General features: G+C 53.8%; 43 protein-coding genes. 24 read left to right on the top strand and 19 right to left on the bottom strand.

The annotated features are described in order from the left end of the window. Nucleotides 1–42 precede the first annotated feature (42 nt). The 9 genes from AACY82_RS12805 to AACY82_RS12845 all read right to left on the bottom strand — a co-directional run bounded on the left by AACY82_RS12805 (nucleotide 43) and on the right by AACY82_RS12845 (nucleotide 4,089). The gene (locus tag AACY82_RS12805) at nucleotides 43–402 is read right to left on the bottom strand and encodes an HNH endonuclease (protein WP_339617216.1); all 360 of its coding nucleotides are present in this window, start codon (nucleotides 400–402) and stop codon (nucleotides 43–45) included. Beyond that, on the bottom strand, nucleotides 380–580 hold the full coding sequence (locus tag AACY82_RS12810; RefSeq protein WP_339617217.1) for a hypothetical protein: 201 nt from the start codon (nucleotides 578–580) through the stop codon (nucleotides 380–382). The genes AACY82_RS12805 and AACY82_RS12810 overlap by 23 nt, the downstream gene beginning before the upstream one ends. A 60-nt stretch (nucleotides 581–640) precedes the next feature. Next, on the bottom strand, nucleotides 641–1,150 hold the full coding sequence (locus AACY82_RS12815; RefSeq protein WP_339617218.1) for a hypothetical protein: 510 nt from the start codon (nucleotides 1,148–1,150) through the stop codon (nucleotides 641–643). Continuing rightward, the gene (locus tag AACY82_RS12820) at nucleotides 1,147–1,620 is read right to left on the bottom strand and encodes a lysozyme (protein ID WP_339617219.1); all 474 of its coding nucleotides are present in this window, start codon (nucleotides 1,618–1,620) and stop codon (nucleotides 1,147–1,149) included. Before AACY82_RS12820 ends, AACY82_RS12815 begins: the two co-directional genes overlap by 4 nt. After that, complete coding sequence (locus tag AACY82_RS12825; protein WP_339617220.1) at nucleotides 1,613–1,897, bottom strand: hypothetical protein; 285 nt, start codon at nucleotides 1,895–1,897, stop codon at nucleotides 1,613–1,615. Before AACY82_RS12825 ends, AACY82_RS12820 begins: the two co-directional genes overlap by 8 nt. Before the next feature lie 201 nt (nucleotides 1,898–2,098). Continuing rightward, a complete protein-coding gene (locus AACY82_RS12830) occupies nucleotides 2,099–2,446 on the bottom strand; it encodes an antiterminator Q family protein (protein WP_339617221.1) in 348 nt (115 codons plus the stop codon). Then, on the bottom strand, nucleotides 2,446–2,931 hold the full coding sequence (locus AACY82_RS12835; protein ID WP_339617222.1) for a hypothetical protein: 486 nt from the start codon (nucleotides 2,929–2,931) through the stop codon (nucleotides 2,446–2,448). The genes AACY82_RS12830 and AACY82_RS12835 overlap by 1 nt, the downstream gene beginning before the upstream one ends. 16 nt (nucleotides 2,932–2,947) lie before the next feature. Continuing rightward, nucleotides 2,948–3,529, bottom strand: a complete 582-nt coding sequence (locus tag AACY82_RS12840; RefSeq protein ID WP_339617223.1) for a hypothetical protein — start codon at nucleotides 3,527–3,529, stop codon at nucleotides 2,948–2,950. A 371-nt stretch (nucleotides 3,530–3,900) separates the two neighbouring features. After that, nucleotides 3,901–4,089, bottom strand: coding sequence for a Cro/CI family transcriptional regulator (locus tag AACY82_RS12845; RefSeq protein WP_339617224.1), 189 nt, complete (start codon nucleotides 4,087–4,089; stop codon nucleotides 3,901–3,903). A gap of 89 nt (nucleotides 4,090–4,178) precedes the next feature. On the opposite strand from AACY82_RS12845, the gene AACY82_RS12850 reads away from it, so the two are divergent. Beyond that, nucleotides 4,179–4,820 carry a LexA family transcriptional regulator gene (locus AACY82_RS12850; RefSeq protein WP_339617225.1) on the top strand — a complete coding sequence of 214 codons (642 nt, stop codon included), beginning with the start codon at nucleotides 4,179–4,181 and terminating at the stop codon, nucleotides 4,818–4,820. Between the two features lie 213 nt (nucleotides 4,821–5,033). Here AACY82_RS12850 and AACY82_RS12855 read toward each other — a convergent pair whose 3' ends face one another. Next, on the bottom strand, nucleotides 5,034–5,384 hold the full coding sequence (locus tag AACY82_RS12855) for a hypothetical protein (RefSeq protein ID WP_339617226.1): 351 nt from the start codon (nucleotides 5,382–5,384) through the stop codon (nucleotides 5,034–5,036). A gap of 268 nt (nucleotides 5,385–5,652) precedes the next feature. On the opposite strand from AACY82_RS12855, the gene AACY82_RS12860 reads away from it, so the two are divergent. Genes AACY82_RS12860 through AACY82_RS12950 form a run of 19 tightly spaced genes read left to right on the top strand, consistent with a single transcriptional unit; the run spans nucleotide 5,653 to nucleotide 13,823 of the window. Then, nucleotides 5,653–5,850: a hypothetical protein gene (locus AACY82_RS12860; RefSeq protein WP_339617227.1), complete on the top strand. Its 198-nt coding sequence runs from the start codon at nucleotides 5,653–5,655 to the stop codon at nucleotides 5,848–5,850. Further along, entirely contained in the window at nucleotides 5,847–6,260 is a 414-nt protein-coding gene (locus tag AACY82_RS12865; protein WP_339617228.1) for a hypothetical protein, read from the top strand. The genes AACY82_RS12860 and AACY82_RS12865 overlap by 4 nt, the downstream gene beginning before the upstream one ends. Then, nucleotides 6,257–6,991, top strand: a complete 735-nt coding sequence (locus tag AACY82_RS12870; RefSeq protein ID WP_339617229.1) for a hypothetical protein — start codon at nucleotides 6,257–6,259, stop codon at nucleotides 6,989–6,991. Before AACY82_RS12865 ends, AACY82_RS12870 begins: the two co-directional genes overlap by 4 nt. Next, entirely contained in the window at nucleotides 6,988–7,386 is a 399-nt protein-coding gene (locus tag AACY82_RS12875; RefSeq protein ID WP_339617230.1) for a LuxR C-terminal-related transcriptional regulator, read from the top strand. Before AACY82_RS12870 ends, AACY82_RS12875 begins: the two co-directional genes overlap by 4 nt. 8 nt (nucleotides 7,387–7,394) lie before the next feature. Then, nucleotides 7,395–7,667, top strand: coding sequence for a hypothetical protein (locus AACY82_RS12880; RefSeq protein WP_339617231.1), 273 nt, complete (start codon nucleotides 7,395–7,397; stop codon nucleotides 7,665–7,667). Continuing rightward, entirely contained in the window at nucleotides 7,664–8,182 is a 519-nt protein-coding gene (locus AACY82_RS12885) for a hypothetical protein (protein ID WP_339617232.1), read from the top strand. Before AACY82_RS12880 ends, AACY82_RS12885 begins: the two co-directional genes overlap by 4 nt. A 9-nt stretch (nucleotides 8,183–8,191) precedes the next feature. Beyond that, nucleotides 8,192–8,674, top strand: coding sequence for a phage antirepressor KilAC domain-containing protein (locus tag AACY82_RS12890; protein ID WP_339617233.1), 483 nt, complete (start codon nucleotides 8,192–8,194; stop codon nucleotides 8,672–8,674). A 13-nt stretch (nucleotides 8,675–8,687) separates the two neighbouring features. Next, nucleotides 8,688–9,107, top strand: a complete 420-nt coding sequence (locus AACY82_RS12895; RefSeq protein WP_339617234.1) for a hypothetical protein — start codon at nucleotides 8,688–8,690, stop codon at nucleotides 9,105–9,107. A gap of 12 nt (nucleotides 9,108–9,119) precedes the next feature. Then, nucleotides 9,120–9,374, top strand: coding sequence for a pyocin activator PrtN family protein (locus AACY82_RS12900; RefSeq protein ID WP_339617235.1), 255 nt, complete (start codon nucleotides 9,120–9,122; stop codon nucleotides 9,372–9,374). Nucleotides 9,375–9,391: 17 nt separating this feature from the next. Beyond that, a complete protein-coding gene (locus AACY82_RS12905; RefSeq protein WP_339617236.1) occupies nucleotides 9,392–9,826 on the top strand; it encodes a hypothetical protein in 435 nt (144 codons plus the stop codon). Nucleotides 9,827–9,837: 11 nt separating this feature from the next. Beyond that, the gene (locus tag AACY82_RS12910) at nucleotides 9,838–10,062 is read left to right on the top strand and encodes a hypothetical protein (RefSeq protein WP_339617237.1); all 225 of its coding nucleotides are present in this window, start codon (nucleotides 9,838–9,840) and stop codon (nucleotides 10,060–10,062) included. Next, entirely contained in the window at nucleotides 10,050–11,084 is a 1,035-nt protein-coding gene (dnaN, locus tag AACY82_RS12915) for a DNA polymerase III subunit beta (protein ID WP_339617238.1), read from the top strand. Before AACY82_RS12910 ends, dnaN begins: the two co-directional genes overlap by 13 nt. 9 nt (nucleotides 11,085–11,093) lie before the next feature. Continuing rightward, nucleotides 11,094–11,507 carry a single-stranded DNA-binding protein gene (gene ssb, locus AACY82_RS12920; protein WP_339617239.1) on the top strand — a complete coding sequence of 138 codons (414 nt, stop codon included), beginning with the start codon at nucleotides 11,094–11,096 and terminating at the stop codon, nucleotides 11,505–11,507. Further along, nucleotides 11,507–11,902: a hypothetical protein gene (locus AACY82_RS12925; protein ID WP_339617240.1), complete on the top strand. Its 396-nt coding sequence runs from the start codon at nucleotides 11,507–11,509 to the stop codon at nucleotides 11,900–11,902. The genes ssb and AACY82_RS12925 overlap by 1 nt, the downstream gene beginning before the upstream one ends. After that, complete coding sequence (locus tag AACY82_RS12930; RefSeq protein WP_339617241.1) at nucleotides 11,895–12,104, top strand: hypothetical protein; 210 nt, start codon at nucleotides 11,895–11,897, stop codon at nucleotides 12,102–12,104. Before AACY82_RS12925 ends, AACY82_RS12930 begins: the two co-directional genes overlap by 8 nt. Nucleotides 12,105–12,121: 17 nt before the next feature. Beyond that, a complete protein-coding gene (locus AACY82_RS12935; RefSeq protein ID WP_339617242.1) occupies nucleotides 12,122–12,730 on the top strand; it encodes a hypothetical protein in 609 nt (202 codons plus the stop codon). 2 nt (nucleotides 12,731–12,732) lie between these two features. Continuing rightward, a complete protein-coding gene (locus AACY82_RS12940) occupies nucleotides 12,733–13,242 on the top strand; it encodes a class I SAM-dependent methyltransferase (protein ID WP_339617243.1) in 510 nt (169 codons plus the stop codon). Next, nucleotides 13,235–13,648 carry a hypothetical protein gene (locus AACY82_RS12945; protein WP_339617244.1) on the top strand — a complete coding sequence of 138 codons (414 nt, stop codon included), beginning with the start codon at nucleotides 13,235–13,237 and terminating at the stop codon, nucleotides 13,646–13,648. Before AACY82_RS12940 ends, AACY82_RS12945 begins: the two co-directional genes overlap by 8 nt. Beyond that, complete coding sequence (locus AACY82_RS12950; protein ID WP_339617245.1) at nucleotides 13,638–13,823, top strand: hypothetical protein; 186 nt, start codon at nucleotides 13,638–13,640, stop codon at nucleotides 13,821–13,823. The genes AACY82_RS12945 and AACY82_RS12950 overlap by 11 nt, the downstream gene beginning before the upstream one ends. Here AACY82_RS12950 and AACY82_RS12955 read toward each other — a convergent pair. Continuing rightward, a complete protein-coding gene (locus tag AACY82_RS12955) occupies nucleotides 13,809–14,894 on the bottom strand; it encodes a site-specific integrase (protein WP_339617246.1) in 1,086 nt (361 codons plus the stop codon). The two genes, AACY82_RS12950 and AACY82_RS12955, sit on opposite strands and share 15 nt — an antisense overlap. 99 nt (nucleotides 14,895–14,993) lie before the next feature. On the opposite strand from AACY82_RS12955, the gene dusA reads away from it, so the two are divergent. The 3 genes from dusA to AACY82_RS12970 all read left to right on the top strand — a co-directional run bounded on the left by dusA (nucleotide 14,994) and on the right by AACY82_RS12970 (nucleotide 17,633). Continuing rightward, nucleotides 14,994–16,034 (top strand): tRNA dihydrouridine(20/20a) synthase DusA, encoded by a 1,041-nt coding sequence (gene dusA / locus AACY82_RS12960; RefSeq protein WP_339617247.1) that lies wholly within the window; start codon nucleotides 14,994–14,996, stop codon nucleotides 16,032–16,034. Nucleotides 16,035–16,216: 182 nt separating this feature from the next. Continuing rightward, nucleotides 16,217–17,176, top strand: coding sequence for a transaldolase (tal, locus tag AACY82_RS12965; RefSeq protein WP_339617248.1), 960 nt, complete (start codon nucleotides 16,217–16,219; stop codon nucleotides 17,174–17,176). Further along, the gene (locus tag AACY82_RS12970; RefSeq protein WP_339617249.1) at nucleotides 17,169–17,633 is read left to right on the top strand and encodes a TerB family tellurite resistance protein; all 465 of its coding nucleotides are present in this window, start codon (nucleotides 17,169–17,171) and stop codon (nucleotides 17,631–17,633) included. The genes tal and AACY82_RS12970 overlap by 8 nt, the downstream gene beginning before the upstream one ends. A gap of 76 nt (nucleotides 17,634–17,709) precedes the next feature. Here AACY82_RS12970 and AACY82_RS12975 read toward each other — a convergent pair whose 3' ends face one another. Continuing rightward, nucleotides 17,710–18,201 carry an STAS domain-containing protein gene (locus AACY82_RS12975; RefSeq protein WP_339617250.1) on the bottom strand — a complete coding sequence of 164 codons (492 nt, stop codon included), beginning with the start codon at nucleotides 18,199–18,201 and terminating at the stop codon, nucleotides 17,710–17,712. Between the two features lie 2 nt (nucleotides 18,202–18,203). Further along, on the bottom strand, nucleotides 18,204–19,427 hold the full coding sequence (locus tag AACY82_RS12980) for a SpoIIE family protein phosphatase (RefSeq protein ID WP_339617251.1): 1,224 nt from the start codon (nucleotides 19,425–19,427) through the stop codon (nucleotides 18,204–18,206). Nucleotides 19,428–19,617: 190 nt separating this feature from the next. Here AACY82_RS12980 and AACY82_RS12985 point away from each other — a divergent pair, with 190 nt between their 5' ends. Beyond that, nucleotides 19,618–19,923 (top strand): PilZ domain-containing protein, encoded by a 306-nt coding sequence (locus tag AACY82_RS12985; protein WP_339617252.1) that lies wholly within the window; start codon nucleotides 19,618–19,620, stop codon nucleotides 19,921–19,923. Nucleotides 19,924–19,942: 19 nt separating this feature from the next. Here the strand turns inward: AACY82_RS12985 and AACY82_RS12990 are convergent, their stop codons facing one another. From AACY82_RS12990 to AACY82_RS13015, 6 genes are all read right to left on the bottom strand, one after another. Beyond that, nucleotides 19,943–20,668 carry a VacJ family lipoprotein gene (locus tag AACY82_RS12990; protein ID WP_339617253.1) on the bottom strand — a complete coding sequence of 242 codons (726 nt, stop codon included), beginning with the start codon at nucleotides 20,666–20,668 and terminating at the stop codon, nucleotides 19,943–19,945. 132 nt (nucleotides 20,669–20,800) lie between these two features. Then, complete coding sequence (locus AACY82_RS12995; RefSeq protein ID WP_339617254.1) at nucleotides 20,801–21,166, bottom strand: hypothetical protein; 366 nt, start codon at nucleotides 21,164–21,166, stop codon at nucleotides 20,801–20,803. 82 nt (nucleotides 21,167–21,248) lie between these two features. Then, nucleotides 21,249–22,157 carry a porin gene (locus tag AACY82_RS13000; RefSeq protein ID WP_339617255.1) on the bottom strand — a complete coding sequence of 303 codons (909 nt, stop codon included), beginning with the start codon at nucleotides 22,155–22,157 and terminating at the stop codon, nucleotides 21,249–21,251. 157 nt (nucleotides 22,158–22,314) lie between these two features. Then, nucleotides 22,315–23,088: a putative DNA-binding domain-containing protein gene (locus AACY82_RS13005; protein ID WP_339617256.1), complete on the bottom strand. Its 774-nt coding sequence runs from the start codon at nucleotides 23,086–23,088 to the stop codon at nucleotides 22,315–22,317. Beyond that, nucleotides 23,085–23,951 (bottom strand): DUF692 domain-containing protein, encoded by an 867-nt coding sequence (locus AACY82_RS13010; protein WP_339617257.1) that lies wholly within the window; start codon nucleotides 23,949–23,951, stop codon nucleotides 23,085–23,087. The genes AACY82_RS13005 and AACY82_RS13010 overlap by 4 nt, the downstream gene beginning before the upstream one ends. Further along, nucleotides 23,951–24,346 (bottom strand): hypothetical protein, encoded by a 396-nt coding sequence (locus tag AACY82_RS13015; protein ID WP_339617258.1) that lies wholly within the window; start codon nucleotides 24,344–24,346, stop codon nucleotides 23,951–23,953. Before AACY82_RS13015 ends, AACY82_RS13010 begins: the two co-directional genes overlap by 1 nt. Nucleotides 24,347–24,554: the final 208 nt, after the last annotated feature.

Here is a 24,554-nt window from a genome sequence, read left to right on the forward strand (position 1 = left end):
CGTAAAAAAGTGACTGAAGGGGCGGTGTCCGCTTAGATCGCTCTAAGGTTTGAACCCACCCCTCCCCCGCAGTGATTCTTGCTGCGTTTTTAGGTCGCTGCACATACTGCACAGCGTTTGAAGGTTGTCTTGATCATCCGTACCGCCCTCAGCCTTTGGAATAATGTGATCACATATTCCAGCAAGGGCGCCGTGCAGCGTAACAACCCTGCGACATTCACAGCATTGATAGCCGTCGCGCTCAAACACACTATGGCGCTTGGCTCGCCAAGGCCTACCACCTCGACCAGACTTTTTAAAAACTGGCCTTTCCCAAGCCACCGCATTGGGGCATTTATCGATGTGCACAGATCGGCACTTGGGGCACCAGCGGCTAGGCTTAACCGCCACTAGGCAAATCACTCAGATAAGTAACACCGGGCTGGCCTTCATCCGAATCAACGTCGTCAGCCATATATTCAACCAAGACTGACATCAAAGCCGCGTTACTTTCGATCAGCTTCCCGATCATTAGCGCTTGGCTTTGCAGCGTCTCGGTTAGGCTGTCCAGCTTTTGCAATAACTGCTCTTGCTCGCTCATTCGCAATACCCATCCAGTGCTTTAGCCACTTGCGGCGCGCCTCACAACCAGCGCACGCCATTACTTAAACTTCGCCGCTTGAGCCGTCCACGCCTGCAAACCCTCTAGGCGCGTCATAGCCTCACGGCACCGTCGGTAATTAGAGGCGATGACAGGTAAAGCATCGCTATCGGTTCTAGCGGTTTCGGCTTCTCGAGCATCCACGGCGGGGGCGTCGGGTACTCGGGGCACTCCGGCGGCGGCGTTGTGAATGCGCACCCAATCATCAGGCAGGCTACAATCGCCAGCAGTATCGCTTTGCACATAACGCAAAACCTCTTTAATAATTACCTCACCCTCGGCATCAGCCAAGGCACGCTCAAGCACCGCCGCCTTATCGACTGCAGCCAATCGGCCCTCGCGCTCGCTCCTAATCTTTGCCTCAAGGCCAGCCTTATCAGCGGCCAACTCACGCGCCACCTTATCGGCGCTCAGCCAATCTTTTTCCCAGCGCAAGCCATTCACATACCAACCGGCACCATAGCCAGCCAGCAACGAAACAACCGCAACCACAATGCACAAACGAATCATGGCCGCGCACCACGCAAACACAACTGGCGCTCAGCCTCACGCCGCCTAACCAAGCCAGCCAAACGCTCACCACCGGCATACGTCCAGCGCGTCAACTCATTGCACGCACCCACGTAATCGCCAGCGTTTAACTTCTTAAGCAACGTAGACGACCGGAAATTACCAACGCCCACGTTGTACACAAATGAAATCAGCGAAGCCCGAATCTCATCAGAGATAGGCACACGCACATAACGCAACAACTGCGCCTCGCGCTCTAGCGTATCCAAGCGCAGCAACGCCTCACACTCAGCATCCGAGTACTCGCGACCGGGCACAACACCCTCGCCGGTATGGCCGTAACAACTCGTCCAAACACCAACAGGGTCAACATAACTATCCTCGCGACCCTCAAACGGCTTGATGATAAGCGTGATAGCCAAAACCGCCGCCGCCGATAAACCAGCAAAACCTTTAGCCGCGTTATTCATCACGCACCGCCTTGACAACCGGATACTGACCAGTACGCAAATACTTATCGCGGCGCCACTGAAAATACGTACTCACACCAAAACCGGCCACCGCAACAACAGCACCCAGTATCGCGCACGCATTTAGAATCTCCGGCCCCTCCATAGACAAAAAACCCATAACCTGAGTCTTTGCCGCAACCGCACTTGCACCCGTAGTACTGGCGCCAGCGATCACCGACTTATTGCCAACACTAATCAGCAACTGCTCGGCATGTTGCGAAATTTGATTACTCAAACCCATCGAAGCCTCGAAATCCAAAAATAAAAAAGCCCGCTGGGGGAAGCGGGCAATCGGTCATGTGCCAAGGAGCAAAACAAACGACCACAAAAAAGGGCCGGTTAAATTAATAACCGACCCTTCTTGCGCAGCGCTGCCTCACTATGCCTGAAAAGATGCCCTCTCTGGTCCGCTTTTGCAACACTTTTTTCAAATTAATTACGCCGCCTGCGCCAAGGCGCCCAACTCACGGTCAACCTTAACCACCGCCGAAGCCAACAACGACCGCACCTGCCGGCGAGAAACACGGTACTTAGTCGCCAACATTCTCTCACTTAATTTACTCTTAAAATAATCGTTAATTAATTCGTAAAGCTCCGCATCCACCTTGCGCAACGCGTGCACTGCACGCCCAACGCACTCCATCACATCATCTGAATACAACACCGTCTCAGCATGGCCACCTACACCACCAAACCCAGCCGAGGCCGACGGGTAACCCAAATTAAAACCCCACTGGCGCGCCCACTTGCCCCACTCTGCCAACAACAATTTTGTATGCTCCATCACGCCGCCTCCCCGCCACCATCAAACAGCTTCAGCAGCTTGCCACACTCACGCAAACCCACCTCACGGCGGCGCTCCTTGGCCGCACTGTCCTCAAGCAAGCGGCTCGGCTCAGAGATCGCATAAATACCCGCACGAGCATAATCACCCGCCCCATCAGGCAACTTGCCGCCCGACTCAACCAGCCCAATCACCTGCGCCACCTTCAAAAATTTATAATCCTTGTGGCCTATCGCCTGCGCCCGCTTAAGCCCCGCAAAACCCAAATCAATTTGCTTACGACTAAAGCCCCTCAGCATATTCGCAAATTCACGCTGCACCGCCTCTTTCGCCGCCGCATCAGGCATCAACTGCTTAAAACTCGCAAAATCCACCACCGCAAACTTCGCAAAAAAATACGCTACCGAATCCCGCTCCTGCTCAGTCAGCGGCGCCGGCCCAACCGCGCCAACCTCACCACCAACAACCTCGCTCACATGCCGCATAGCTCACCCCTCCGGTTTAAAATTTCGTCGCCTTGTCGTAATCCAGCGCATCCGCAAAATGCTGTGCATCGCGCTCACGGGCACTCACAAACTGCCCCGGTCGCTGGCCACCACCTGCACCAGCCAAACCCAAATGATTTAACACCCACTCGCACTTCAAGCCCTGCCAGCCACGCTCACAACAAACCCGCAACGCCTGATCAACACCAACCCGATGGGCGGCCAACTTTTTCAGCTCGCCAGCCATTGCCGCCAGCACCGTATCGGTCACCGGCGCCTTTTTCGCCTGCCTGAGTTTTTTGTAATCAGCCCACACATCGGGCGACGGGATTGACGGCCAGCCAACAAACACCGGCTCACTTTTTTTTATAGTATTTTTTTTAGGTTCTATGACTGGTTCAAGAGAGTGACTGGTTCTATGTGCAGCTCCTGCACTACTAAGATGTGCAGCTCCTGCACATGCATGTGCATCTCCTGCACTACTAAGATGTGCAACTCCTGCACTACTAATCGGTTTTTCAGGCGGGTTAGGCGACAAATTAACAACGTATAAATTAGAGCTTTTTTTACCCTCCTTGCCTCGGTTAACCACCACCAAAAAGCCGGCATCCACAAGCGCATTAACATGCGTTGCCACACTTCGCCGCGATATCTCGCACTGATCCGCAATGTGCTGCATAGACGGCCAACACTGCCCCTGATCATTCGCGTTATCGCACAGCTTCAAAAGCACAAGCTTGCGCAGCGGGTTACCCACCTTCACATCCATAGCCAGCGCCGTTAACTTCATACTCATAACCGCAAAAACCCCCAAAAAAAGCGTAACAAGCCCCTACCCCACAAAGTCGGGCAACCACTGGGCAAACATACAGTTATTAAGAAACCTTAACCGGCCGGCACAAACGGGGCACAATAAACCCTACAAAATCAGCCAGCCAAGGCAGCCAAAATGAAAATCAACACAAACACCTACGCCGCAGCGCGATCAGCTGACACGCCGCCAACTTTAAGCGCCCCCTGCGTTATGCGCTCAAGCTCAAAGGCTCGCAGCCGAGGTATAACCTCCGGCCACTGAGAAACCGCCGACTCAGACAAGCCAAGCGCCTCAGCAACCGCCTTGCCGGTTTTGTAATGAGCTAGCACCTCAGTTTTAGTCACATCGCACCCTCTCCATAAGCCTATTTAATTCAGAATACTTAAGAGTGCCACTTCAACACACTTAAGATCAAGTAAATTAAGATAACTTAATGAAAACAATCGCCGAACGAATCAAATATCTGCTAAAAAACAGCCCCATGACCCAAAAAGCGGTCGCGGCAGCTATAGGTGCGCGCGAGTCATCGATCACGCAATGGAAAAACGGAGAACACACGCCCGACAGCGAAAACCTGCAGAAGCTGGCGAGAGTTTTGAGCACGACAACGGAATACATACTGTACGGCGAAGATGCTGGCATCAGAGAGGGCGGAGCCCTATACCAAATGGAAGTAAGAAAAGTGCCCCTAATATCAAGCATAGACGCTGGCAGCTGGGGCGAGGTTATCGATAACTTTCAGCCGGGCGACGCTGATGAGTGGATCAACACCAGCGCAAGGGTCAGCAAGCAAGCCTTTGCGTTGCGCGTTAAGGGCGACAGCATGACGAACCCCTATGGCAGCCCCAGCATACCCGAGGGCGCCATTGTTATTGTTGACCCTAACATTGAAGCCACCAGCGGCAAAATCGTCGTAGCCAAGCTTACGGACAGCCAGGAGGCCACAATAAAGCGGTTAATAATGGATGGCCCCAACACCTACCTAAAACCGCTAAACCCCGAATACAAGGCCATACCCGTTAACGGCAACTGCACCATCGTAGGTGTGGCGCTAAAAGTAGAGTTTGACCTATAGCGAGTGATCACTACAGAAGGATATCTTATTGTGCCCCTAGTCAACTGCCCTGAATGCAACAACAAAATCTCAACAGGCGCCGAAATATGCCCCCACTGCGGCAAGGTATTTAAAAACCAGCGGCCACCCCACTACGGCCGCCTTGGCTGCGGACTGATAATGATCATCGCAGTGCTCGGCGCGGCCATAAGCCAAACTTTTGGCGGTTAAAAACTAGTAAATCTTGCCCTCAACAGGCTCACCCACCGATTTAACTTTATAATTTATATCAAGGTGCGCGGACACATAATAATCGCGCACTTCGCCATCGCCGGCAACCACGCGATATCTGTGGACAGCATAATACCCACCCGGCTCTCGCTCCACCCTAGCGGGCAGCCCAGAGTAAGAGAAGTCATCCACCATAGAGCTGGCGCGACGACTCAGAGCCTTATGCACCCCTCGATCATCAAATGCCCAAGGGTACCCGCCATTAAGCCTATCAAGCACAATCGGGTGCGACTTAAAAACAACGCCAGCCACCAAAACAACCAAAATACCAACAACCCACAAGGCGTTATACATCGCACTCCGCGCCCCAAGCCGCAGCTTGGCCCCGCAGGATGGACACCGCCAAGCATCCTCACTCACATCAGCCTTACACTCTCGACATTCAACCAAAGCCATCACTCAACTCCCTTGACGTTATTTTCCTCAGTATAACCCACCAATCAAAACCGCCAACAAACAAAAAAACACAAAATAATTCAGTTATTTTAATTATTTGCTTGACTCTTAAATTCAGTTGTCTTAATTTTAACACCATCAACCGCCAACCAAAGGGCAAAAAACGATGGTCATCATCCACCCAGCACTCATAAACGGCTTCGCCATCAACCGTATCGCGCGCGACGCAGGTCTTAAGCCCGTCACCAGCCGTACTGGTCGCACCCTATTGGTCGGCAGCAACGCCGAGCGCGATCTGGTGCGAGCCCGCGCCTGGGCACAAACCCCCAACAACCCAAACAACGACGGGCCACAAGCCGCATGAACACCTCAGCCGCCGATCACTATCACGATGACCACATCGACCCATACGCCCGCGACGGCTCTGAGTTTGTTGCATGCCCGCTAACAGGGCTAGACCAACACACCGGCATAAGCGTTGCCCAGTGGCAAGCGGCACACGAAGCGCTATGTGAAGCCGTGAAACCGGCCATCACAGCCATCCAGCACTTTGTTGACGCCATAGCAGAGGCCTTTGACGACGCGCCAGAGCCAAAGCACGTCACCTACACCGCCGCGCTTATTAGCGCCGCACAAAAAGCACAGGCCCGCCGCCGCTACAAAGCCGCCTGCCGTGCCGTCGGCATCGTCAACCAGCTTACACCAGGGCCATACCGCGGCTACCACGCAAGCCGAGTATTTACCCAAAAAAACACACTAAGGAGAGCCAAATGAGCACGGCAAACAACCTACAAAAAGCCCTAAACAGCGCGCACTCAATAGCGGCACACCTGAACGGAATGCAGCGCAAGCACTTCACAAACGATCTTGCCGCCGACAAAGTGACGCACGCCATAAACATGCTTGACGGCATCAGTTTCGACCTAACTGCGGTTAGCGAAAAAATCAAAGCCGCCAACGAAACGCCCGCCGTCAGCGACCTGCTAAAACTAGCCGCACACCACATGCCGCTAAAAACCATCAGCATCAACGGCAACCCCTACCTCGAGCGGTACTTTGTCGGCCAACAAGGCCACGGTACGCAATACTGGCTGCACCACTTCTTAACCGCCGATGGCGACCGCCAGCTGCATAGCCACCCATGGGCAGCCACAAGCCTAGTACTTTGCGGCCAATACACCGAGCGGCTTTATGGCGACAAAACCGCCACCCACAAAGCTGGCGACCAAAACAAAATACCCAGCGGCAAGCTGCACCAAATTACCCATGTGCAACCAGGCACCTGGACACTAATGCGCGTACAGCCCGAGCGGGCTGAAAACTGGTACTTCATCGACGAAGAAACCGGCAGCCTAATAGAGCAACGCACCAGCGCAACCGACTGGCACTTGCACTCCCCCAGCAAAGCCGAGCGCGACCTAATCTCATACCGCAAGCTAAAACAAGCGCAATCAGCACCCGTCGAGCACATAGAGCTAACCGACGTAAAAGGCGAGCAGCAATGATCCACATACAACGCACAGAAACCGGCTACCGCCTTGGCAACCTAGAGGCCGTAGGCCTGCCCCCGCGCCAAAGCCAAACCCTGCTACTGCTCGCAAAAGGCCTATCGCGCCAAGCCGCCGCCGATGCCCTTGGCTGCAAAGCAACCGCCGTGCGCAACAACGCCACCGCCCTGCTGTGCAAGCTAAACGCCAGCAACATGGTCGGCCTAATCACCATCGCCTTTGAGCGCGGCAACCTCAACATCGTAAAAAGCATCGCCGTCATCATGGTCGCCCTGCACACCAGCTTTGCGCCCTACCTACACGACGCCGACCAACAACCCCTTCGCCCACGCTCGCGCCCCACCGTGCGCATACGCCGCCGCGAAGAAAACCACCCAACCTACCTACTGTGAGGCCAGCAATGAGACCGCAACACCTAGACATTGATGGCAGCGCCCTGCTTGTTGGCGACACCGTGGTGGTCGTGGGGCCCAACTGCTGGCTGACCGGCCAAAAGCTAACAATCATGGCGCTGAAGCCGTCGGGCTCTGTTGCCTTCACAGACCGAAAGGAAACACCAGGACATCACTGGGTCACAGCCAGCCCGCACACCGAGCTACGAAAAATAAACCCAAAACCCGAACTCACCACGTGGGACAACTGCGTATTTCAACCAGAGGGCATCACCCAATGAGCATCCTAATAGGCCTAAGCGCCACACAAGACGAGCAAAAAATAGCAGCCCACCTATCGCACGAGCTAAACCTTCGCTGCGCCAACTTTAAGCAACCCATCATCAACATGGTGGCCACCCTCGTCGGGTGCGAGCAACAACAAGTCGAAGCCGCCCAACACAACACACGGGTAACCGCGCTCGACTGCGACTTCGCCACCCTAAGCGAAATGCTTACCGAAACACTCACCCACATAAAGCACGACGCACTGCAAAACTTTTTACAGCAACAATTAAAAAGCCAAGCACACGCCGCCTTCTTATTTAACGGCGTACTCGTGCGCGGCATCACCACCAGCACAGAGGCCCAATGGGTGCGCGACCAAGGCGGCATCATGGTCCACGTACGCCACCAGCCAGCGCCACCCAAACCCCACAAAGACGACATCGTCATCGCCCACTGGCGCAACGAAAAAACCCAATACCAATACATCACCGACGCGCTACGCGCACACCAAAACCAAAGCGCCGCGTAAGGAGCCACCATGAGCCACGCCATCACACCCGCAGGAATGCACGACGCCAACAGCGCGCGCCAGCTGCTAGGCGTGAGCAAAAAAGCCCTGCTCAAACACATGCGCGAGCTGGGTTGGCTTATGGTCGGTGGCGACAGCCACAACCTGCCCCACCCAGACTACACCCGCAACGGCTACCTGTGCTCACAAGAGCGCGGCTACTGCCTGCGCGGCAAAAAAGAAATCGGCAAAAGCTACCGCGTCATGCTGCTCACGCAAAAAGGTTTTCAGGCACTAAAACAAACCATGCCCAACCAAAAAGCCAGCGCCCCAGCGCCTGCAGCAACAGCGGCGCCCGCGCCCAAAATCGCGCCCGCAACCACAAACCCAGCAGGCGTAACACACAACAACACCATCACCCACTTTAACCGCCACCGCGCCGATGCCGAACGCCGCCGCGCCCTGCAAAACCTGCAAGAAATGGGCTTCACCATCAACCAAAGCAACCAATAAGAGGCACACACCAATGCTCACACAAGAAATCCACCGTCGCCTAAACCCAACCGACCTTCCCGCAACGCAAAGCCCCGAGAAGGCCGCCCAGCGCCAAGAAATCACCCAGCAAATCAAGCGCTACCTAGCCGCCGGCGGCACCATACAAACGCTAGACCACAGCGCCAACGCCGACCAAACTACGTTCTACGGCAAGCGCGTCGGCATCAGCATAAACGGCCACGAGCCACAAGCCGACCGCATCACCAGTGCCAGCAAAAACGGCCAACGCATCGGCAAAAGCGGTTACCGCGGCGTACACATCATCAACGGCGGCAAACAATTTCGCGCCGTCTACCTCGGCAAAAATCTAGGCATATACAAAACCGCCGACGAAGCAAACCACCACGTCCAGCAAGCAAAAAGCGCCCACCAAAGCGCCCTAAAACACTAACCGAGGCAACCCATGAACACCCAATTTGCCCTGCTCGCCATACACGAAAAAACAGACATCCCCCTAAAGGACATCTGCGAGCAATACCTCGGCATAAACGACGCCGCAGCCAAGCGCAAAGCCCTACGGCAAAAACTGCCATTCCCCGTATGGCGCGCACCCGGCCAAAAAAGCCCATGGCTAGTCAACGTCGCCGACCTAGCCAAATACATCGACCAAGAAATAGCCAAAGCCACCAAAGACCACACCGCACTGCACGCGGCTTAACAACGGAGACGCCAACAATGAACGAATTAAAAGCACTAAAAAGCCTGCTAACTCAAGCAAATCGCCTAAGGTCAACGGCCCCAGTAGATGATGGCTTCCCCCAAGTCATGGACGAATTTTGCTTGGCAATCGATCGAGCGAATAGCGCACAGAAAGGGGAGCCTGACGACTCAATATCCGTTCTCGCTGTACGGCAATTTTCATGGGTTGAGCGCATGGGCTGGCACAACAAAACAACGCTAGAGGCGCTAGCACTTATCGCCTCAGAGGTCGGAGAGGCCGTGAACGAGTGCAGGGGCGAAGCGCCAACCGAAAAGCTAGGAGAAGAGCTTGCAGACATAATCCTGCGCACCATCGACCTCTCGGAGTGGCTCAACATAAATATCGCAGAGAAAATAAATCAAAAAATGGCCATCAACGAAGCCCGCGGAACTCGCGGTCGAATCATATAAGGAGAAAACAAGTGAGCACCTATCAAACAACCGTAGAAGTAGAAGTAGACATTCCTTTTCGCGACATCGTATCTGGCCTTGCCGACCAAGGGAAAATGCTAGTCGACCGGCCGGCCGAAAAAATGCACACGCCGCATGAATCAATCATCGAAGACATGATGCGCGCCGCACGCTTTTACCACCAAGCGCACTTCAACCAACTCGCACAGGAATTTTACCAAGCATGTCAACGCTAACCGTCAACACACAAGCGATTAGCGCCGCCGTAAAACAGGCCGCCAAAATCGCCGCCCGCACCAGCACCTTGCCCGTGCTGGAATACATCGCCCTGCGCAGCGATCGCGGCCAACTGCACATCACCGCCAACGACATGCAGCGCTGCACCACCGAAGCCTTGGAGTGCGATGGCGACATAAACCCATGCTGCGTACGCGCCAAAACACTCGCCGCCGCACTGCAAACCGCGCGCGGCGAAAGCATCACCTTAACCAGCGACGATGGCGAGCTAATCCTGCGCTCAGGCCGCAACCGCCAAACCTTTAAAACGCTCGATTACAGCAGCTTTCCGCAGCCAGAGCTTAGCGAGCAAACCGAGCTAGCCGCCACACCCGCCGAGCTCGCCAAAGCCGTCAGCGCCGTCAAATACGCCGCCGCCACCAAAGACGTGCGCTACTACTTAAACGGCGTATACATCGGCGACGGCCACGTAGTCGCCACCGACGGCCACCGCATGGCCCACGCCGAGCTAGACAATGGCGAACACCGCCCGCTCATCATCCCGCAAGACTCAGTAACCGACATCATCGAGCGCGCCAACGGCAACCGCGCCTGCCTAACCGACAACCAACTAGTCATACACACCCGCACCGGCTGGTACAGCACACAATTAGTTGACGGCAAATACCCCGACTGGCAACGCGTACTGCCACGCCACAACAACCCAGCAACGCTTACCGCCAGCGCGCACGACATAATCGCCGCAATACGCGCCGCCAGCGTCATAGCAAACACCGAGGGCGACAAATTTGTCGCCGTAAAATTTCACCACAAAGGCAGCCACTTTGACATCGAAGGGCGCGACTGCACCGCCACACTAGACGCCGAAACCACCGGCACACCTGGCGACATACTGGTCGCCGCAAAATACCTAATCGACGCCATAGAAGCCGCAAACAGCGAAACCATCACCATCGAATGGGAAGGCCCCCACAACTCAATAAAAATACACAACGGCACCGTAATGCCCGTTAAACAATAAGGAAAAACCATGAGCACCAGAGGCGTCAACAAAGTCATCATCGTCGGCAACTTAGGCCAACCACCCGAAACAAAATACATGCCCAGCGGCGGCGCCGTTACCAACATCAGCGTAGCTACCTCAGAGCAATGGAAAGACAAACAAACCGGCCAACCACAAGAGCGTACCGAATGGCACCGCATCGTATTTTTTAATCGTCTAGCTGAAATCGCCGGCGAATACCTGCAAAAAGGCAGCAAAGTCTACATCGAAGGCTCGCTACGCACCCGTAAATGGCAGGGCCAAGACGGCAGCGATCGCTACACCACAGAAATCGTCGCCAGCGAAATGCAAATGCTCGACGGCGTCAGAAAAAACGGCGTACCACAACCAACCGCTGGCGGCTACACCAACCATTACGCACAACAAACCGGAGGCCGCTAATGCACCGCGCACCCTGGAACAAAACCGACACCGACTACCTGCACCAGCACTACCACCAGCTAGGCGCAAAACACATAGCCCAACACCTTGGCCGCACCGTATTCGGCATCCGAAAAAAAGCCAAAAAAGAAGGTCTAAAAAAGCGCGAACAAACCTCACGCAAAAAACCTTCACCCCAAAAAAAACAGGATGAACAACCCCGCAACCATCGCGAGCAAGCACAAAAAATACTCGAACTAAAAACCCAGCTAAAGCAAGCGCGCGACGACAACAACCAAATGACCAGCGCCCTACACAAAACCCGACGCCTCTTGCTAGCCATCTACGGCGAAGGCGCCACCCGCCACATCGACGCCGCCCTATCCGCTGGCGAAGGGGGTGAGGCCAGTGAGTGAGCACAAGTTTTACGTTGATGGGCGACACGTCAGCGAGCAAAAAGCAAAGCAGCACTGGCTAGACTCAAAAACCTACAAGCTCGCGAAAAATAAAACTCGCAATAAAATTTGGAGCATTGCAAAAAACGGCGATGCAAATGGAAACCACAATCCCGACGGCGAGATAACACATTTAGCCGAAGCGGGAATCGAACTGAGATAAGAATCAGGAGCAACCCAATGACTGATATGAGAGAAGATTTTGAAATGCAGGCTCGTCGGCTAGGGCTGGAGCCAACCAAAAAACTTGAGCTATTTTGGCAAGCCGCCCGCACTGGCGGGGATCCAGTAGCAATCGTAGACAGATATGAGTCAGATTTTTGTGATAACGAGGACCTATATGTTTATCCATTAGATGGCGCTCATATGCTAAAAAACGGCGACAAGCTCTACACCCACCCCACCCCAGCTACCCCAGTGGCTGCGGTGCCGGATGGGTTTATGAGCTGGCTGGAGGCGTTTGTACAAGTCAGCGTATTGTCAGGAATTGAAGACCACGAGCAGGCGTGGACGTGGCCCAATCCGCCGGGCGACAAAACCTTTTTTGATGACTACCCGAAATTGACTACTGGTGACCTTCGAGGTGCCTATAACGCGCTCACCGCCGCACCGCAACCGGTGGGGGATGGTGAGAGTCGAGATCTGGCAATGGCGATACGAATGCTCGTAAGTCGAATTGGAAAATTAGAAGGCCGAGACAGCGAGCAATATAAAAAGTGGAGCAAGTTCATCGCCGATAATGGTCTGCACGATCCATTGCGAGCCCAACCACCAGAGGTGGAGCGGTAGGGATGAAATCGATTATCGATGTATGTTGCGGCTCTCGAATGATGTGGTTCGACAAGCAAAATCCGCTAACGGTATTTGGCGACCAGCGGCACGAGACACTTACTGTTACTGATCGTAGTCACGGCAAAGTGGACGGCACAAGAACGCTTCTGATTGAGCCTGATGTACTGATGGACTTTCGGGATATTCCCTACCCTGATAACAGCTTTAAGTTGGTCGCCTTCGATCCTCCTCACCTAGAGCGTGCCGGCCCGAGAAGCTGGCTCGCGGCGAAATACGGGAAGCTATCGGATGATTGGCGCGCTGATATTTCAAAAGGCTTTGCCGAATGTTTTCGCGTACTTGAGGACGGCGGAGTTCTGGTTTTTAAGTGGAATGAAACGCAGGTAAAGCTACGTGAAGTGCTGGCGCTCACTCCAGAGAAACCGCTATTCGGCCAAGTTTCAGGGAAAGCCGGCATGACCCACTGGCTTGTATTTATGAAGCGCTCAGGAGGTGAGGGCAATGCCTAAACCAACAAAAATCGTCGAAGACCACGACATAGAATACTGCGTGGTGCACAGCGACGCAGGCGGCCTCGGCGAGAAAATCATCTGCCCCAACTGCCACCAAGAGGTGATATTCGCTCGCGGCGGCTGGTGGGATACCGACTGTCAGTGCGGGTACTGGAGGCTATCGCCAACAAAAGCAATACTCACCACAAAAGAAGATGAAGACCGTTACGAAAAGCACGCCGAGCAAAGCCCGCAAATCGACCGCAGCGACACGGCCGACGCCAAGCGCATGCGCTGGCTACTAAACGGCAACGGCTACTTTATGGAGCACAGCATGCTATGCGGCCACGACGCCGACGAGCACGAACAGGACCAAGCCCGCGCCGAAATCGACACCGCAATGGAGCATGAAAATGATAGCTAACGCCGCAATGATTACCGGCTGTATACTAATGTCCGCCGGAATAATCGCCATCACCGGGATAGTCATCACAAAAGCCTTTAAGCCCGGCGCAATGGACTGGGCCGTTATACCATCCGTGGCGATACTAACGACTGGCTACACCATCGCCAACACTGCAAAACTATTCGCCACCTAAGCCCGGCAACCACTCCCAATCCGCCCAGCGGTCATGCACCTCACCCGTACCCAGGTGCGTATACCGCTGCAGCGTTGCCCAGCTCTTATGCCCCGTTACCCGCGCCACACGCGGAATATCCCAGCCACACTCAAACAACCAGCTGGCGCACTCGTGCCGCAAATCGTGAAAGTGCAAATCGTCAATACCCAGCATCGTACAGGCCTTACTAAACTTATCGCCAACGGTTTTAGAGTTACACGGGAAAATACGTGGCTCGCCTTCCGCCTGCGGCTGTCGCTTAATCAGTGCAATAGCAGGCGCAGGCAAATCCACCCAGGTATCCACCTTATCGCGCGGGTGCTTCATATCCCGCACCAGCACACCACCACGCCGCTCGTCAAAATCGGCCCAGTGAATCGTGCAAATTTCCTCTTGCCGGCGCCCCGAGAACACCGCAAACAGCACGATATCCTGCATCGGTATCTTAGACTTGCGCCGCCCGGGCGAAAACCACGCCAGCAGCTTGTCCAACTCCCAGCGCTCAGGCCTGCGCATACGCTGCTTGCTCTTAGCAATCAACCGCTCTTTGCGGCACAGGTAACTCGCATCATCTATCGGCGTCTCGCTTAAATCCACCCCACGGCCAATACGCGCCGCCCTAAACGCACCGCGCAGCCAAATAAAATCATTATTAACCGTAGCCGGCCCCGTGCCCTCACTGCGCCGCTGGCGCACATGGCCCACTAAATCAGCCGCGGTTAAATCCACCGCCGACCGACTCGCCAAAGGCTCATATCCCATCAAAAATTTAATGTGGCTTAACTTGCTACGCCCAAACTTAGTCGCCCCATCATAATCCGCCTCATACCACCTCAACACCTGCCCAATCGTAACGTCGGCACTCTGCGCACGCTCCAGCGCACCAGGCACACGCAACTCAGCCTCTCGCTTATCCGCCCACGCCCGCGCGACCGGCTCTTTGATAAAAGACTTGTTCTGGGAGTAAACTACCCGCCCTTTACGCTTGATACGAATTTGAACAACCCAGCGAACAGTCCCCGACTGCTCGCGCCGCTGAATAGACGCCATGCCCCCTCCGGTGCAAATATACAAAATTTATTTGCACTATATTAGCACCCGAGGGACAAAACACCCTAAAAAACCCTTAAATACGGCAAAACAACCACTGTGCATACAAACAGCAGAAACACCCACAGCCCACAACCCACAAGGCCAGAGCCGTCTAGGCGCTTTTGCGCCGCCCCGATGATGGATTGGTCGGATAGACACTGTCGGTACTTTTGGCGCCTACTGAGCAAAAACACCTTGCTCTACACTGAGATGGTAACCACCGGCGCGCTGATTCACGGCGACCGCGAGCGCTTTTTGGCATTTGACCCTGCCGAGCTACCGGTCGCGTTGCAAGTGGGCGGCTCGGACACTAGCGCACTCGCCCAATGCGCCCAATTTGCCCATCAATGGGGCTATAGCGAGATAAACCTAAACTGTGGCTGCCCCAGCGACCGTGTGCAAAGCGGGCGTATTGGCGCCTGCTTAATGGCGAAGCCCGTTTTAGTCCGCGACTGCATTAGCGCCATGATTGACGCCTGCGACATCCCGGTGACGGTTAAGCACCGCATCGGCATCGATGATATGGACGATTACAACGGTCTGCGGGATTTTGTCGCCACGGTAGCCGAAAGCGGCTGCCAAACCTTTATTGTCCACGCCCGCAAAGCGTGGCTTCAGGGGCTAAGCCCAAAAGAAAACCGCAATGTGCCACCCTTGGATTACGGCGCCGTCGCCCGATTAAAAGCCGAGTTTCCCAAGCTAGAAATTATCGTCAACGGCGGCATTACCACCCTCCCGCAGTGTGAAGCCCTGCTACAAGACGTCGATGGGGTGATGCTCGGGCGCGAAATTTACGCCAACCCCTACCTTTTGGCGGAGGTAGACCGGCACTTATTTGATAGTGCAGCTCAGGTACCCAGCCGACTAGAAGTGATGACGCAGTTTATGAATTACTGCGAGCTAGAGCTGTCCAAGGGCACACGGTTAAACCAAATGACGCGGCATGTACTGGGGCTCTATCAAGGCTTACCCGGTGCCCGACGCTTTAGGCGGGTTATCAGCGAGCAAGCACACAAGCCTGGCGCTGGCGTTGAGGTGATCCAAGAGGCCCTGGCGCAAGTCGAGCAAGGTAACAGCGCTTTGCCCGTCGCCCAATAGCGTTTACAATAGGCGCCCTGAGGTTAACTGGCCCGTCCTCGACGGCGCCAAACACAAGCCGGTCCAGCTCCGCAGAGAGTGACTACAAAACCGGGGGCCGCGCACCACACCCAATGCGCTATATCGAAGAGATCGCCCTACTGCGTCTAATTTCGCATAACGAATCTATTTAGGAGCCAAATGTGAGTACGAAACTCGAACAACTCAAGCAAATGACCGACGTTGTTGCCGATACCGGTGACATTGAAGCCATCAAACTGTACAAGCCGCAAGATGCCACCACTAACCCATCTTTGTTGCTAAAAGCGGCGCAGCTGCCACAGTACAAAAACTTATTGGATCAGTGCATTGTTGCTGCCAAAAAAGAAGGCGGCAGTTCAGATCAGCAGCTTAAGTACGCCAGCGATCATTTGGCGGTTGCCATTGGTTGCGAGATCTTGAAAGTCGTGCCCGGCCGTATTTCTACCGAGGTTGACGCACGCTTGAGCTTTGACACCAACGCCAGCATCGATAAAGCGCACCACCTGATTGACCTGTACCAGCAAAATGGTATCGACAAGTCACGGGTTTTGATTAAGCTCGCCTCTACCTGGGAAGGTATTCGCGCGGCCGAAAAGCTGGAGAAAGAAGGCATCAACTGTAACCTAACTCTGTTGTTTGGCTTCAACCAAGCGGCAGCCTGTGCCGATGCCGGTGTATTTTTGATCTCGCCTTTCGTAGGCCGCATTTTGGATTGGTATAAAGCCAGCACCGGCCAGGACTACACCGCCGAGACCGACCCAGGTGTATTGTCTGTACGCCACATCTACAACTACTACAAGCAACACGATTTTAAAACGGTGGTTATGGGCGCAAGCTTCCGTAACACCGGCGAGATCGAAGCATTGGCCGGCTGTGATCGCCTGACCATTAGCCCACAATTGCTGAAAGAGCTGGATGAAGATAGCGGCACACTGGAACGTAAGCTGTCGGCCGACAACACTGGCGATGCGATTGCCAAACTTAACGATACCGAAAGCAGCTTCCGCTTTGGCATGAACGACGATGCCATGGCCACCGAGAAACTGGCCGAAGGCATCCGTAACTTTGCCAAAGACCAAGTTAAGCTGGAAGATCAGTTAAAAGAGCTGGCCAATGCTTAATCGTATTACCCAATTCTTCGAGCGTCACCTGCAAGCAGATGACGCCGAAGAAGAGCTGTCGTTTTCACAAAAACAGCTGGCTGCCGCGGCACTTCTTATGGAAGTTGCCGCGGTTGACCGCGTGTTCGAAGATGCGGAGTTTGCTGAATTTAAACGTATCGTCGCCACGGTATACGAGATCAGTAACGACGACATCGAAGAGCTCTGCAACCTCGCGCAAGACAAACAAGACCAGGCGACATCATTGTTCCAATTTACTCAGCTGATCAACGATCACTGCAGTAACGCGGAAAAGTTTACTCTGGTGAAGTCCATGTGGCAGATTGCACTGGCCGATGGCGATCTGGATAAATACGAGGAGCATCTGATCCGGCGCGTAGCCGAGCTTATCTATTTATCGCACACCGACTTTCTCGTCGCCCGTAACGCGGCCCGAGAACAAGCGGGCATGGGTTAACGCGGGTCGCGCTTATGCTCGACCCAGTATGTCTGTCGCTAGAGTAAGATTATTTCTTTAGGCTAGTCAGAAAAGGCTATTGGCCATTTTCTAACATATTAATGAGGTTGGTAAAAGTTTGCTCGTTGGCGTCGTTCATCTGGATTAAATAGCGGTGCGCCTCAATCACTTTGTTCTTCACCTGCTCTTCATCATCTACCGCAGCCGCCTCTTCTAACGCCGCCGTTGGTTCAACGGGGGTATGCAAATCATTCACAATAGTGAATATATCTGCAAAACCCATGGTGTCGAGAATTCTATTGATGCTGTCGCTGGTCGAGAGGATCACCGGATAACTGCCTAGCCGCTCCTCGCCCAGCAGTGATATTTTTGCCATTAACCCAAGCGTGGTGCTGTCGATGGCCTCGGCATCTGACAGATCAAACAGTACCGCTTTAAAGTCTGGGTGAGCAAACATATCATCGATAAACTGATCGAACGATATACACAACGTCAGGCGTACATCACCCACCATCTTAATGACGAAAACACCGTCGTGCTCGGCAACCAGAATCTGTCCAGGCTGCATGATCAATAACCTCGAGTAATAGTCAAAATAGCGATGTCGTCTGGCGTTGCACTCACTTCGTCCACACCGACGGCGTCACACACTGCCTCTAGATTCTGCGCCTTTTGCGCCAGCAATTCCAGCAAATACGCTTCTTTTTCTTGCAGTGTCTTAGGCGGTAGGATTTCTAGCACCCCATCTGAAAAACACACCAACGAGAATTTCTCTGGCAATACTTGCGAGTGGATCTTCCAGTTTACATCGCGAAAAATTCCCACCGGCTTACCACTGCCGGCGATAAACTCCGCACCTTTGTCAGTTACCAACAGTGGCATAGGCAAGTGCCCGGCCACCACGTAACGCATCTCTTGAGTGTGAGTATCAATCACTCCCACAAAAAAAGTCAGGTGGTGGTTCAGGCTCGTTTCATTTAATTCGCGATTAATTGAGCGCAACATATGGTTGGCGCCATCGGCAAAAGATGCCTCGTCACCAAACAGCCCTTCCTCGCGCACCATCCGGCTCACCATATGCTTTAGCCAAATCGTGACAAACGCGGAGGAGGCCCCGTGACCGGACACATCGGCCAAATAAAAAGCCAGGTAGCGACCTTTGATATGAGCATAGTCGACAAAATCGCCGCTTAAATATAATGAAGGCGCGATATGATGCGCGGCGTTGTAGCCCTCAGAGGTAGTCAGGGCTTTCGGCAACAGACGCCTTTGCACCTGACGCCCGGCTAACTGGTCGCGCTCAAGGACCCGCAAATTATCGCGCAGATCTTTATTCACTTTTTCGAGTTTTTCGCGGTATTTTTTGTTTTGCGCCAGCAAGTCTCGCCGCTCTAATGCCTTCTCGACCGAGTGCTCTAGCACCGCCATATCGACAATCGGCTTAATCAGATAATCGGCAGCCCCAAGGCGCAAAGCAGATACGACATCACTCATGACGCCAGCGCCCGAGATCACAATAACTGGGGTGTCGGTTGATTTCTCATGCAGGCTTTTCAGTACCCCCAGGCCGTCCATTGTGGGCATGCGCAAATCGGTAATCACCAACTCAATATCGCGCGCCTCAAACAACGCCAACCCCGTAGGGCCGTCGGCAGCTTCTAGGACGTTGTAACCACTGTCTTCCAAAAACGCAGCAATACTATGCCTTACCGGTTTATCGTCGTCGATAATCAGTAGTGTTCGGCAGCTTTCATTCATGGTTTGGTACCGCTCGGCCATTTCGGGTGCAGGCACGCTCGGCACCTGTCGTAATGGCGCCTAACAGTACTCCGATCGTGCCACAGGCGCAAGCACCTAGCGCACGCTGGGCCTCTTATGGAGTTAAACCTTAAACGCTGCTACTCTAACTGACGGAGGCCTTAACGCTCAGCCGCACATAACAGCAACAAGGCTGCAATTGCGACACCCTTTGGAGGATCTAGTGATGAGCCATTCAGAGAATTTCTATGCCGAGAAGCGCGACTTTATCCGCATGAAGATCGAACTGCCACTGACCGGCACCCTGAGCAGCGATAGCGGTCGTATCGCGGGTCAGTGCCATGAGCTAAGTGGTGGCGGACTGCAGCTTGAGCTACCAGAGCCGGTAGCGGAGGACTCGCAGTGGGAGCTTCTCCTTGCGGCCGAGCACGACCAACGCGCCCAGCTGCGAGCTATGGTGAAGGTGGTTAGATGCATCGCCGAGGGCGATAGCTATAATACCGGACTGCAAATTGTTCAGGTATTGGAATAAGCGCCCTCAGCCGAGGTCACTAAAAGTCGTCAAAGCTATCTAGGTCGTCGACATCACTACCAAAAGAGTCTTCTACCTCACCGTCTTTGACAAGGTAATCGCGTCGCTGCAAGTAGATGTCGCGAAACAGCGTGTACTTGTCGGAGCCAATATCCTGCTCCAAAGAGAGCAGCCGGGCGCGAGTATCGACCAGCTCCAGTACCTTGACCTCGTAACTGGTGCGGGCATGGCCAATATAGGTTTTCGGGTCTGTCACCCAGTCTACGGGGGTTGCCGCGGCATCGCGTAAAGTACGCGGCCCAAAAATAGGCAATACCAAATAAGGGCCGTCCGGCACTCCCCAGCGTCCCAGCGTTTGCCCAAAATCTTCGCTATCGGTGCGCGGCATTCCCATATGGCGCGCCACATCAAATACCCCCGCCACTCCCAGTGTTGAGTTAATCAAAAAGCGGCCGCTGTCTTTTCCCGCCTGAGAAAACTTACCTTGTAACAGGTCATTAAATACCTTGGGAACCTCTAGAACATTGGCAAAAACATTGTTTACCCCTTGGCGAAACGGGCCCGGGGTGATGGCTTGATAGCCACGCGCAGCGGGGCGCAAAACATAGGTGTCCGCCGCATCGTTGAATGCAAAAATGGCTCGGTTGTACTCCTCCCACGGATCTTGCTCATCGGAGGCGGCGCTAACCAAAGGGGTGAGCCCTGATAACATCAAGGCCAAACAAAGGCGTACGAGTGAATTCACGGTAATTTCCTGTTAGGGCTATGCCCCAGTTCCGTCTGACTTAAAAATTGGCCTACCCTGCCAATGAACGATCGTTCACATTTTACCGAATTACAACACGCGAAACAATGCGCGAGTCCATAGAACTCGCGATTATCGACAATAAAATTTCATATTAAGCCCTTTGCTACCTGGGCTATCGAGTATATAGGACTCTTCACTCAGCACCGCCTCTTCTGCGCAGCGCTCAGCGGCTTGCGCCACTAAGTCGAAACGCGCCTGCAGTAAATCCAGTGCCGTTTTGATACCCGCCTGAGTAAGCGTAAAGGCGCCAGCTGGTGCTAAAGCGCTTGCGTCCGCCGGGCCGTCAGCGCCCGACTCCGGCGGGTTCTCATTTGCAGCGCGTCCGCTTAACCAACCATTGAGCCCTTCATCACTATAATCACAATCCCCCATCCGGTTGACCGCATCATTGCTTTCCATCATATCGACGGCGGGTTCACAGTCCTCTGCGAGCACGGCCGAACTCCACAAAGTTGAAGCGAGCAACAGAGCAATAATCCTGGACAACTTTGGCACGGCTAACCTCATAGATAGTTCGTTAAAACTTCATTTCCAAACCGACACCTAAATAATCATCATCGCGGCCAGCGTCGTCTTGGTTGCGTGTATAGTAAGTAAACGCTTTCGCGGTTTTCGAGAAGATATAATCGCCACCAATACTAAAGCTTTGCCGCCCGTCGATTTTAATATCCGACTCACCATACTGGGTTTTAAACACCCATTGATCCGTCACCTTCCACTTAACCGAGGCAAAGTAACCGTTGCCATCCCCAAGATCGCGTTGGTAATTTTCATAGGCGCCGCCCAACTGTACGGCCCCTAGGGTATACGCCGCCACTAACCGGTAGGTATCGGTATTATCGACATTTTCTTCCACATCCTGGTCCATCGCCACGGCCAGATACAGCGCATCCAGTTGATACGCGGCCGATGCCGAAACGCCGTCTATACCATCAGTCTCTTTGGTGATGTAAGCCACCTTCGCCGTTACCGGCCCTAAAGACTTGGGCGTGACATACTGAACGATGTTTTTCGAGCGGTTTTCACCGGCAAAAATATTGCGAATGTCACCCTCTAGATCATTAAACAAATCCACGCCTGACGCGGCGGTTTTTAAGGGAGTGTCAAACACCCCGCCCATTAAAGTACCCGCGAGCGTTTGCACACCAAGGTAGATATTGCGCTGCGTTAACGTCTGGCCGTCTTTATCGCCGTCATCCACGCTGGTTTCGTATTCAAATCGATACAAAAGCGACACACTGTCGGATAAAGACTCCTGCCCCATAAGGCCAATTCGCGACGAATTGCTCTGCAACTCGATTTCGCGGTTGCCCGCCTCATCCGCGTGCTGCAAGGACACATTAGCCTTGCCGTAAACCGTGACGTCAGCGGCCACCTGAGCAGACACTAAAACGGCAGCAGCGGCCAACCATAATTGAATTCGCATGGTATTTCCCCAATCCCTAAGTATGACAATTAGATGTCCACTGGATGAACATTAAGTGACAGTTATATGACAAGCGCGCGTATCATGCGGGGCAATTGTTGCAGTAATATTACATGCGGGCAATTTTTTTAGTGTTCTGCGGCCCCCACCGTAAGCTTTATACGCTTTTCGTATCGGCGGGCAAGATAGGCCAGAGCACATCCTTGTCGTATAACTCTAGGAGTATAGACTCTCCCAGCGCGATAAAACGATCCAGATCCGCAAAGGCGATCTCCTCGGCCAACTGGGTAAGAGCGGCCCGCCCGCTAGTCGGTGCCGCCTGCAGTTTTTGCAGTAAACGCACAGTAACGGCATTGGAATGGATAAACTCTACCGAGTCGGCGCGGTTGCGATAGACCAACAAAAAAGTAGGTTCGGAGGGTGGCTCGCTGAGCTGGTAATCCGGCCCCAACCTGTGCACCGGGTATTGGTAATTAAGGCACCACAGTAGCTCGGACACCTCGATAGAGCTATCGAGCAAGCCATTTTCCGCCGTGGGCATAGGGGGCAGCTCACCGTCGGCAACATCCAGCGCCAACTCGACCCACTCGTAGTGCGCCAATTCAAGCATAAACGGCGGATCAGCTGTGTCGGTGGCCCGCTCGTTTTGCAGGTAAAGTAAAAACTCTTGGCTAATGTCTAAAAAATACGGGCTTTGGCTTTGGTGGCGCTCGACAAAATCCCGCACTAAAGCGTGCCAGTGAGCGTCACTTAAAATTTCTCGCAACACCGGAAACCCGCCGGCAATAAATCCTTCAATATTGTTGTAAATCAAGCTGCGATAGATCCCTAAGCGCCGATCTTCGATTCCGGCGGGGCCTGGGTATTTATCGGGGTTGCGCAAATGATGAGTCAGCGTCTGCTGCAGCTGCGCCAGCGGCGTATCACTCACCCGGATGCCTCCGCTTGGCTCGCCCGGCGTTTAGGTGCCGACGCCTCAGCTTGTAGTTGCCGAATTTTATCAACCTCCGTTAACAGCTCGGGCACCGGGGGGATATTAAAATCGCGCTCCAGCAAAGTCGCCACGGACCCCGCCCGCTGGTAGAACTCACCCAGCAAAGCCCACACCGGGTCTTCTACCGGTGCGCCGTGGGTATCAACGCGTAAATCTTCCGCCTCGTGATAGTGCCCCGCCACATGGGCGTAAGCCACTCGCTCTAAGGGCAAGCCTGCCAAGAAAGCGTCCGGGTCATAGCCGTGATTAATGCTATTAACGTACAGATTGTTCACATCTAATAGCAAGCTACAATCGGCTTGTTCAACCACGGCATTAATAAAATCGAGTTCCGTCATCTCTTGCCCTGGCGCGCAATAATACGAGGCGTTTTCGATCGCAATGCGCTCGCCCAAAATATCCTGCGCTTGGCGCACTCGCTCAGCCACGTGTGTTACCGCGGCCTCGGTAAACGGAATAGGCAGCAAATCGTACAATTGGCCGTCGTCACTGCAGTAGCTTAAGTGCTCACTGTAGCCGCGAATATTGTGCTCGCGCATAAAGGTCCTAACCGATTTAAGCAACTCGACATTGAGCGGTGCTTGCGAACCTATAGACAAAGACAGGCCATGACAGACAAACGCAAAGCGCTCGGTATAGGCTCGAAACTGCCGCCCCAACCTACCGCCCACGTTTATCCAGTTTTCGGGCGCCACCTCCATAAAATTTATGTCGGTGGTTGCCACTCCCTCAAGGGGTTTAAGCAACGCACGGCGCAGGCCGAGGCCCGCACCGGCGATATTCAAACGGTGATCTGTCATTAGTGACCGCAAGAGCCTTCAGCGTCTGACTTTTTCTCAGCGCCACAAGAGCCCTCGTGCTCGGCTTTTTTCTCGCCACACTTACCTTCGCCGCACTTGCCTTCACCTTCGGCTTTTGTGCGGGCTTTATCTTCACCGCACTTACCTTCGCCGCATTTACCTTCACCCTCAGCTTTTTTCTCGCCACAGGTGCCTTCACGTTCGGCTTTCTTCTCACCGCACTTGCCCTCGCCGCATTTACCTTCGGCGCCTTTGCTAGCAAGTTTATAACCCGACGACAAAGATTCGGCGGCAAAGGGATTTTCAGCGGCTGAGGCAACCGGCGCTACCACAGCAGAAGCCATAAATGCGGCGCCTACAGCGGCGGCCAGAGGGGATGCTAATTTCTTATTCATAGTAAACTCCATTACTCGCTAGTAAAAACAGTGGCTACGCCCATCGCCCAGCCTCCTGAACAGTTACGCAGCTAAACTCCTATGAGATCAACTGTTATCTATGGATGCACAAGCACCGCATTTGTTACAGATCCATTTGCCGAGCCTGTCTTTTAAGCTCAGTACCATCATACTGTATCAAACCGCGTAAAACCTGTTCCGAGTCTCG

The sequence above is a fragment of the uncultured Gilvimarinus sp. genome, assembly GCF_963972205.1.
GTDB lineage: Bacteria > Pseudomonadota > Gammaproteobacteria > Pseudomonadales > Cellvibrionaceae > Gilvimarinus > Gilvimarinus japonicus.

Bases quoted from the DNA above. Each gene is read 5' to 3' on its own strand.
- AACY82_RS12810 (WP_339617217.1), bottom strand. From the start codon at position 580: ATGAGCGAGCAAGAGCAGTTATTGCAAAAGCTGGACAGCCTAACCGAG.
- AACY82_RS12815 (WP_339617218.1), bottom strand. From the start codon at position 1,150: ATGATTCGTTTGTGCATTGTGGTTGCGGTTGTTTCGTTGCTGGCTGGC.
- AACY82_RS12820 (WP_339617219.1), bottom strand. From the start codon at position 1,620: ATGAATAACGCGGCTAAAGGTTTTGCTGGTTTATCGGCGGCGGCGGTT.
- AACY82_RS12830 (WP_339617221.1), bottom strand. From the start codon at position 2,446: ATGGAGCATACAAAATTGTTGTTGGCAGAGTGGGGCAAGTGGGCGCGC.
- AACY82_RS12835 (WP_339617222.1), bottom strand. From the start codon at position 2,931: ATGCGGCATGTGAGCGAGGTTGTTGGTGGTGAGGTTGGCGCGGTTGGG.
- AACY82_RS12850 (WP_339617225.1), top strand. From the start codon at position 4,179: ATGAAAACAATCGCCGAACGAATCAAATATCTGCTAAAAAACAGCCCC.
- AACY82_RS12855 (WP_339617226.1), bottom strand. From the start codon at position 5,384: ATGTATAACGCCTTGTGGGTTGTTGGTATTTTGGTTGTTTTGGTGGCT.
- AACY82_RS12860 (WP_339617227.1), top strand. From the start codon at position 5,653: ATGGTCATCATCCACCCAGCACTCATAAACGGCTTCGCCATCAACCGT.
- AACY82_RS12865 (WP_339617228.1), top strand. From the start codon at position 5,847: ATGAACACCTCAGCCGCCGATCACTATCACGATGACCACATCGACCCA.
- AACY82_RS12870 (WP_339617229.1), top strand. From the start codon at position 6,257: ATGAGCACGGCAAACAACCTACAAAAAGCCCTAAACAGCGCGCACTCA.
- AACY82_RS12875 (WP_339617230.1), top strand. From the start codon at position 6,988: ATGATCCACATACAACGCACAGAAACCGGCTACCGCCTTGGCAACCTA.
- AACY82_RS12880 (WP_339617231.1), top strand. From the start codon at position 7,395: ATGAGACCGCAACACCTAGACATTGATGGCAGCGCCCTGCTTGTTGGC.
- AACY82_RS12885 (WP_339617232.1), top strand. From the start codon at position 7,664: ATGAGCATCCTAATAGGCCTAAGCGCCACACAAGACGAGCAAAAAATA.
- AACY82_RS12890 (WP_339617233.1), top strand. From the start codon at position 8,192: ATGAGCCACGCCATCACACCCGCAGGAATGCACGACGCCAACAGCGCG.
- AACY82_RS12895 (WP_339617234.1), top strand. From the start codon at position 8,688: ATGCTCACACAAGAAATCCACCGTCGCCTAAACCCAACCGACCTTCCC.
- AACY82_RS12900 (WP_339617235.1), top strand. From the start codon at position 9,120: ATGAACACCCAATTTGCCCTGCTCGCCATACACGAAAAAACAGACATC.
- AACY82_RS12905 (WP_339617236.1), top strand. From the start codon at position 9,392: ATGAACGAATTAAAAGCACTAAAAAGCCTGCTAACTCAAGCAAATCGC.
- dnaN (WP_339617238.1), top strand. From the start codon at position 10,050: ATGTCAACGCTAACCGTCAACACACAAGCGATTAGCGCCGCCGTAAAA.
- ssb (WP_339617239.1), top strand. From the start codon at position 11,094: ATGAGCACCAGAGGCGTCAACAAAGTCATCATCGTCGGCAACTTAGGC.
- AACY82_RS12925 (WP_339617240.1), top strand. From the start codon at position 11,507: ATGCACCGCGCACCCTGGAACAAAACCGACACCGACTACCTGCACCAG.
- AACY82_RS12935 (WP_339617242.1), top strand. From the start codon at position 12,122: ATGACTGATATGAGAGAAGATTTTGAAATGCAGGCTCGTCGGCTAGGG.
- AACY82_RS12940 (WP_339617243.1), top strand. From the start codon at position 12,733: ATGAAATCGATTATCGATGTATGTTGCGGCTCTCGAATGATGTGGTTC.
- AACY82_RS12945 (WP_339617244.1), top strand. From the start codon at position 13,235: ATGCCTAAACCAACAAAAATCGTCGAAGACCACGACATAGAATACTGC.
- AACY82_RS12950 (WP_339617245.1), top strand. From the start codon at position 13,638: ATGATAGCTAACGCCGCAATGATTACCGGCTGTATACTAATGTCCGCC.
- AACY82_RS12955 (WP_339617246.1), bottom strand. From the start codon at position 14,894: ATGGCGTCTATTCAGCGGCGCGAGCAGTCGGGGACTGTTCGCTGGGTT.
- AACY82_RS12970 (WP_339617249.1), top strand. From the start codon at position 17,169: ATGCTTAATCGTATTACCCAATTCTTCGAGCGTCACCTGCAAGCAGAT.
- AACY82_RS12975 (WP_339617250.1), bottom strand. From the start codon at position 18,201: ATGCAGCCTGGACAGATTCTGGTTGCCGAGCACGACGGTGTTTTCGTC.
- AACY82_RS12985 (WP_339617252.1), top strand. From the start codon at position 19,618: ATGAGCCATTCAGAGAATTTCTATGCCGAGAAGCGCGACTTTATCCGC.
- AACY82_RS13000 (WP_339617255.1), bottom strand. From the start codon at position 22,157: ATGCGAATTCAATTATGGTTGGCCGCTGCTGCCGTTTTAGTGTCTGCT.
- AACY82_RS13010 (WP_339617257.1), bottom strand. From the start codon at position 23,951: ATGACAGATCACCGTTTGAATATCGCCGGTGCGGGCCTCGGCCTGCGC.
- AACY82_RS13015 (WP_339617258.1), bottom strand. From the start codon at position 24,346: ATGAATAAGAAATTAGCATCCCCTCTGGCCGCCGCTGTAGGCGCCGCA.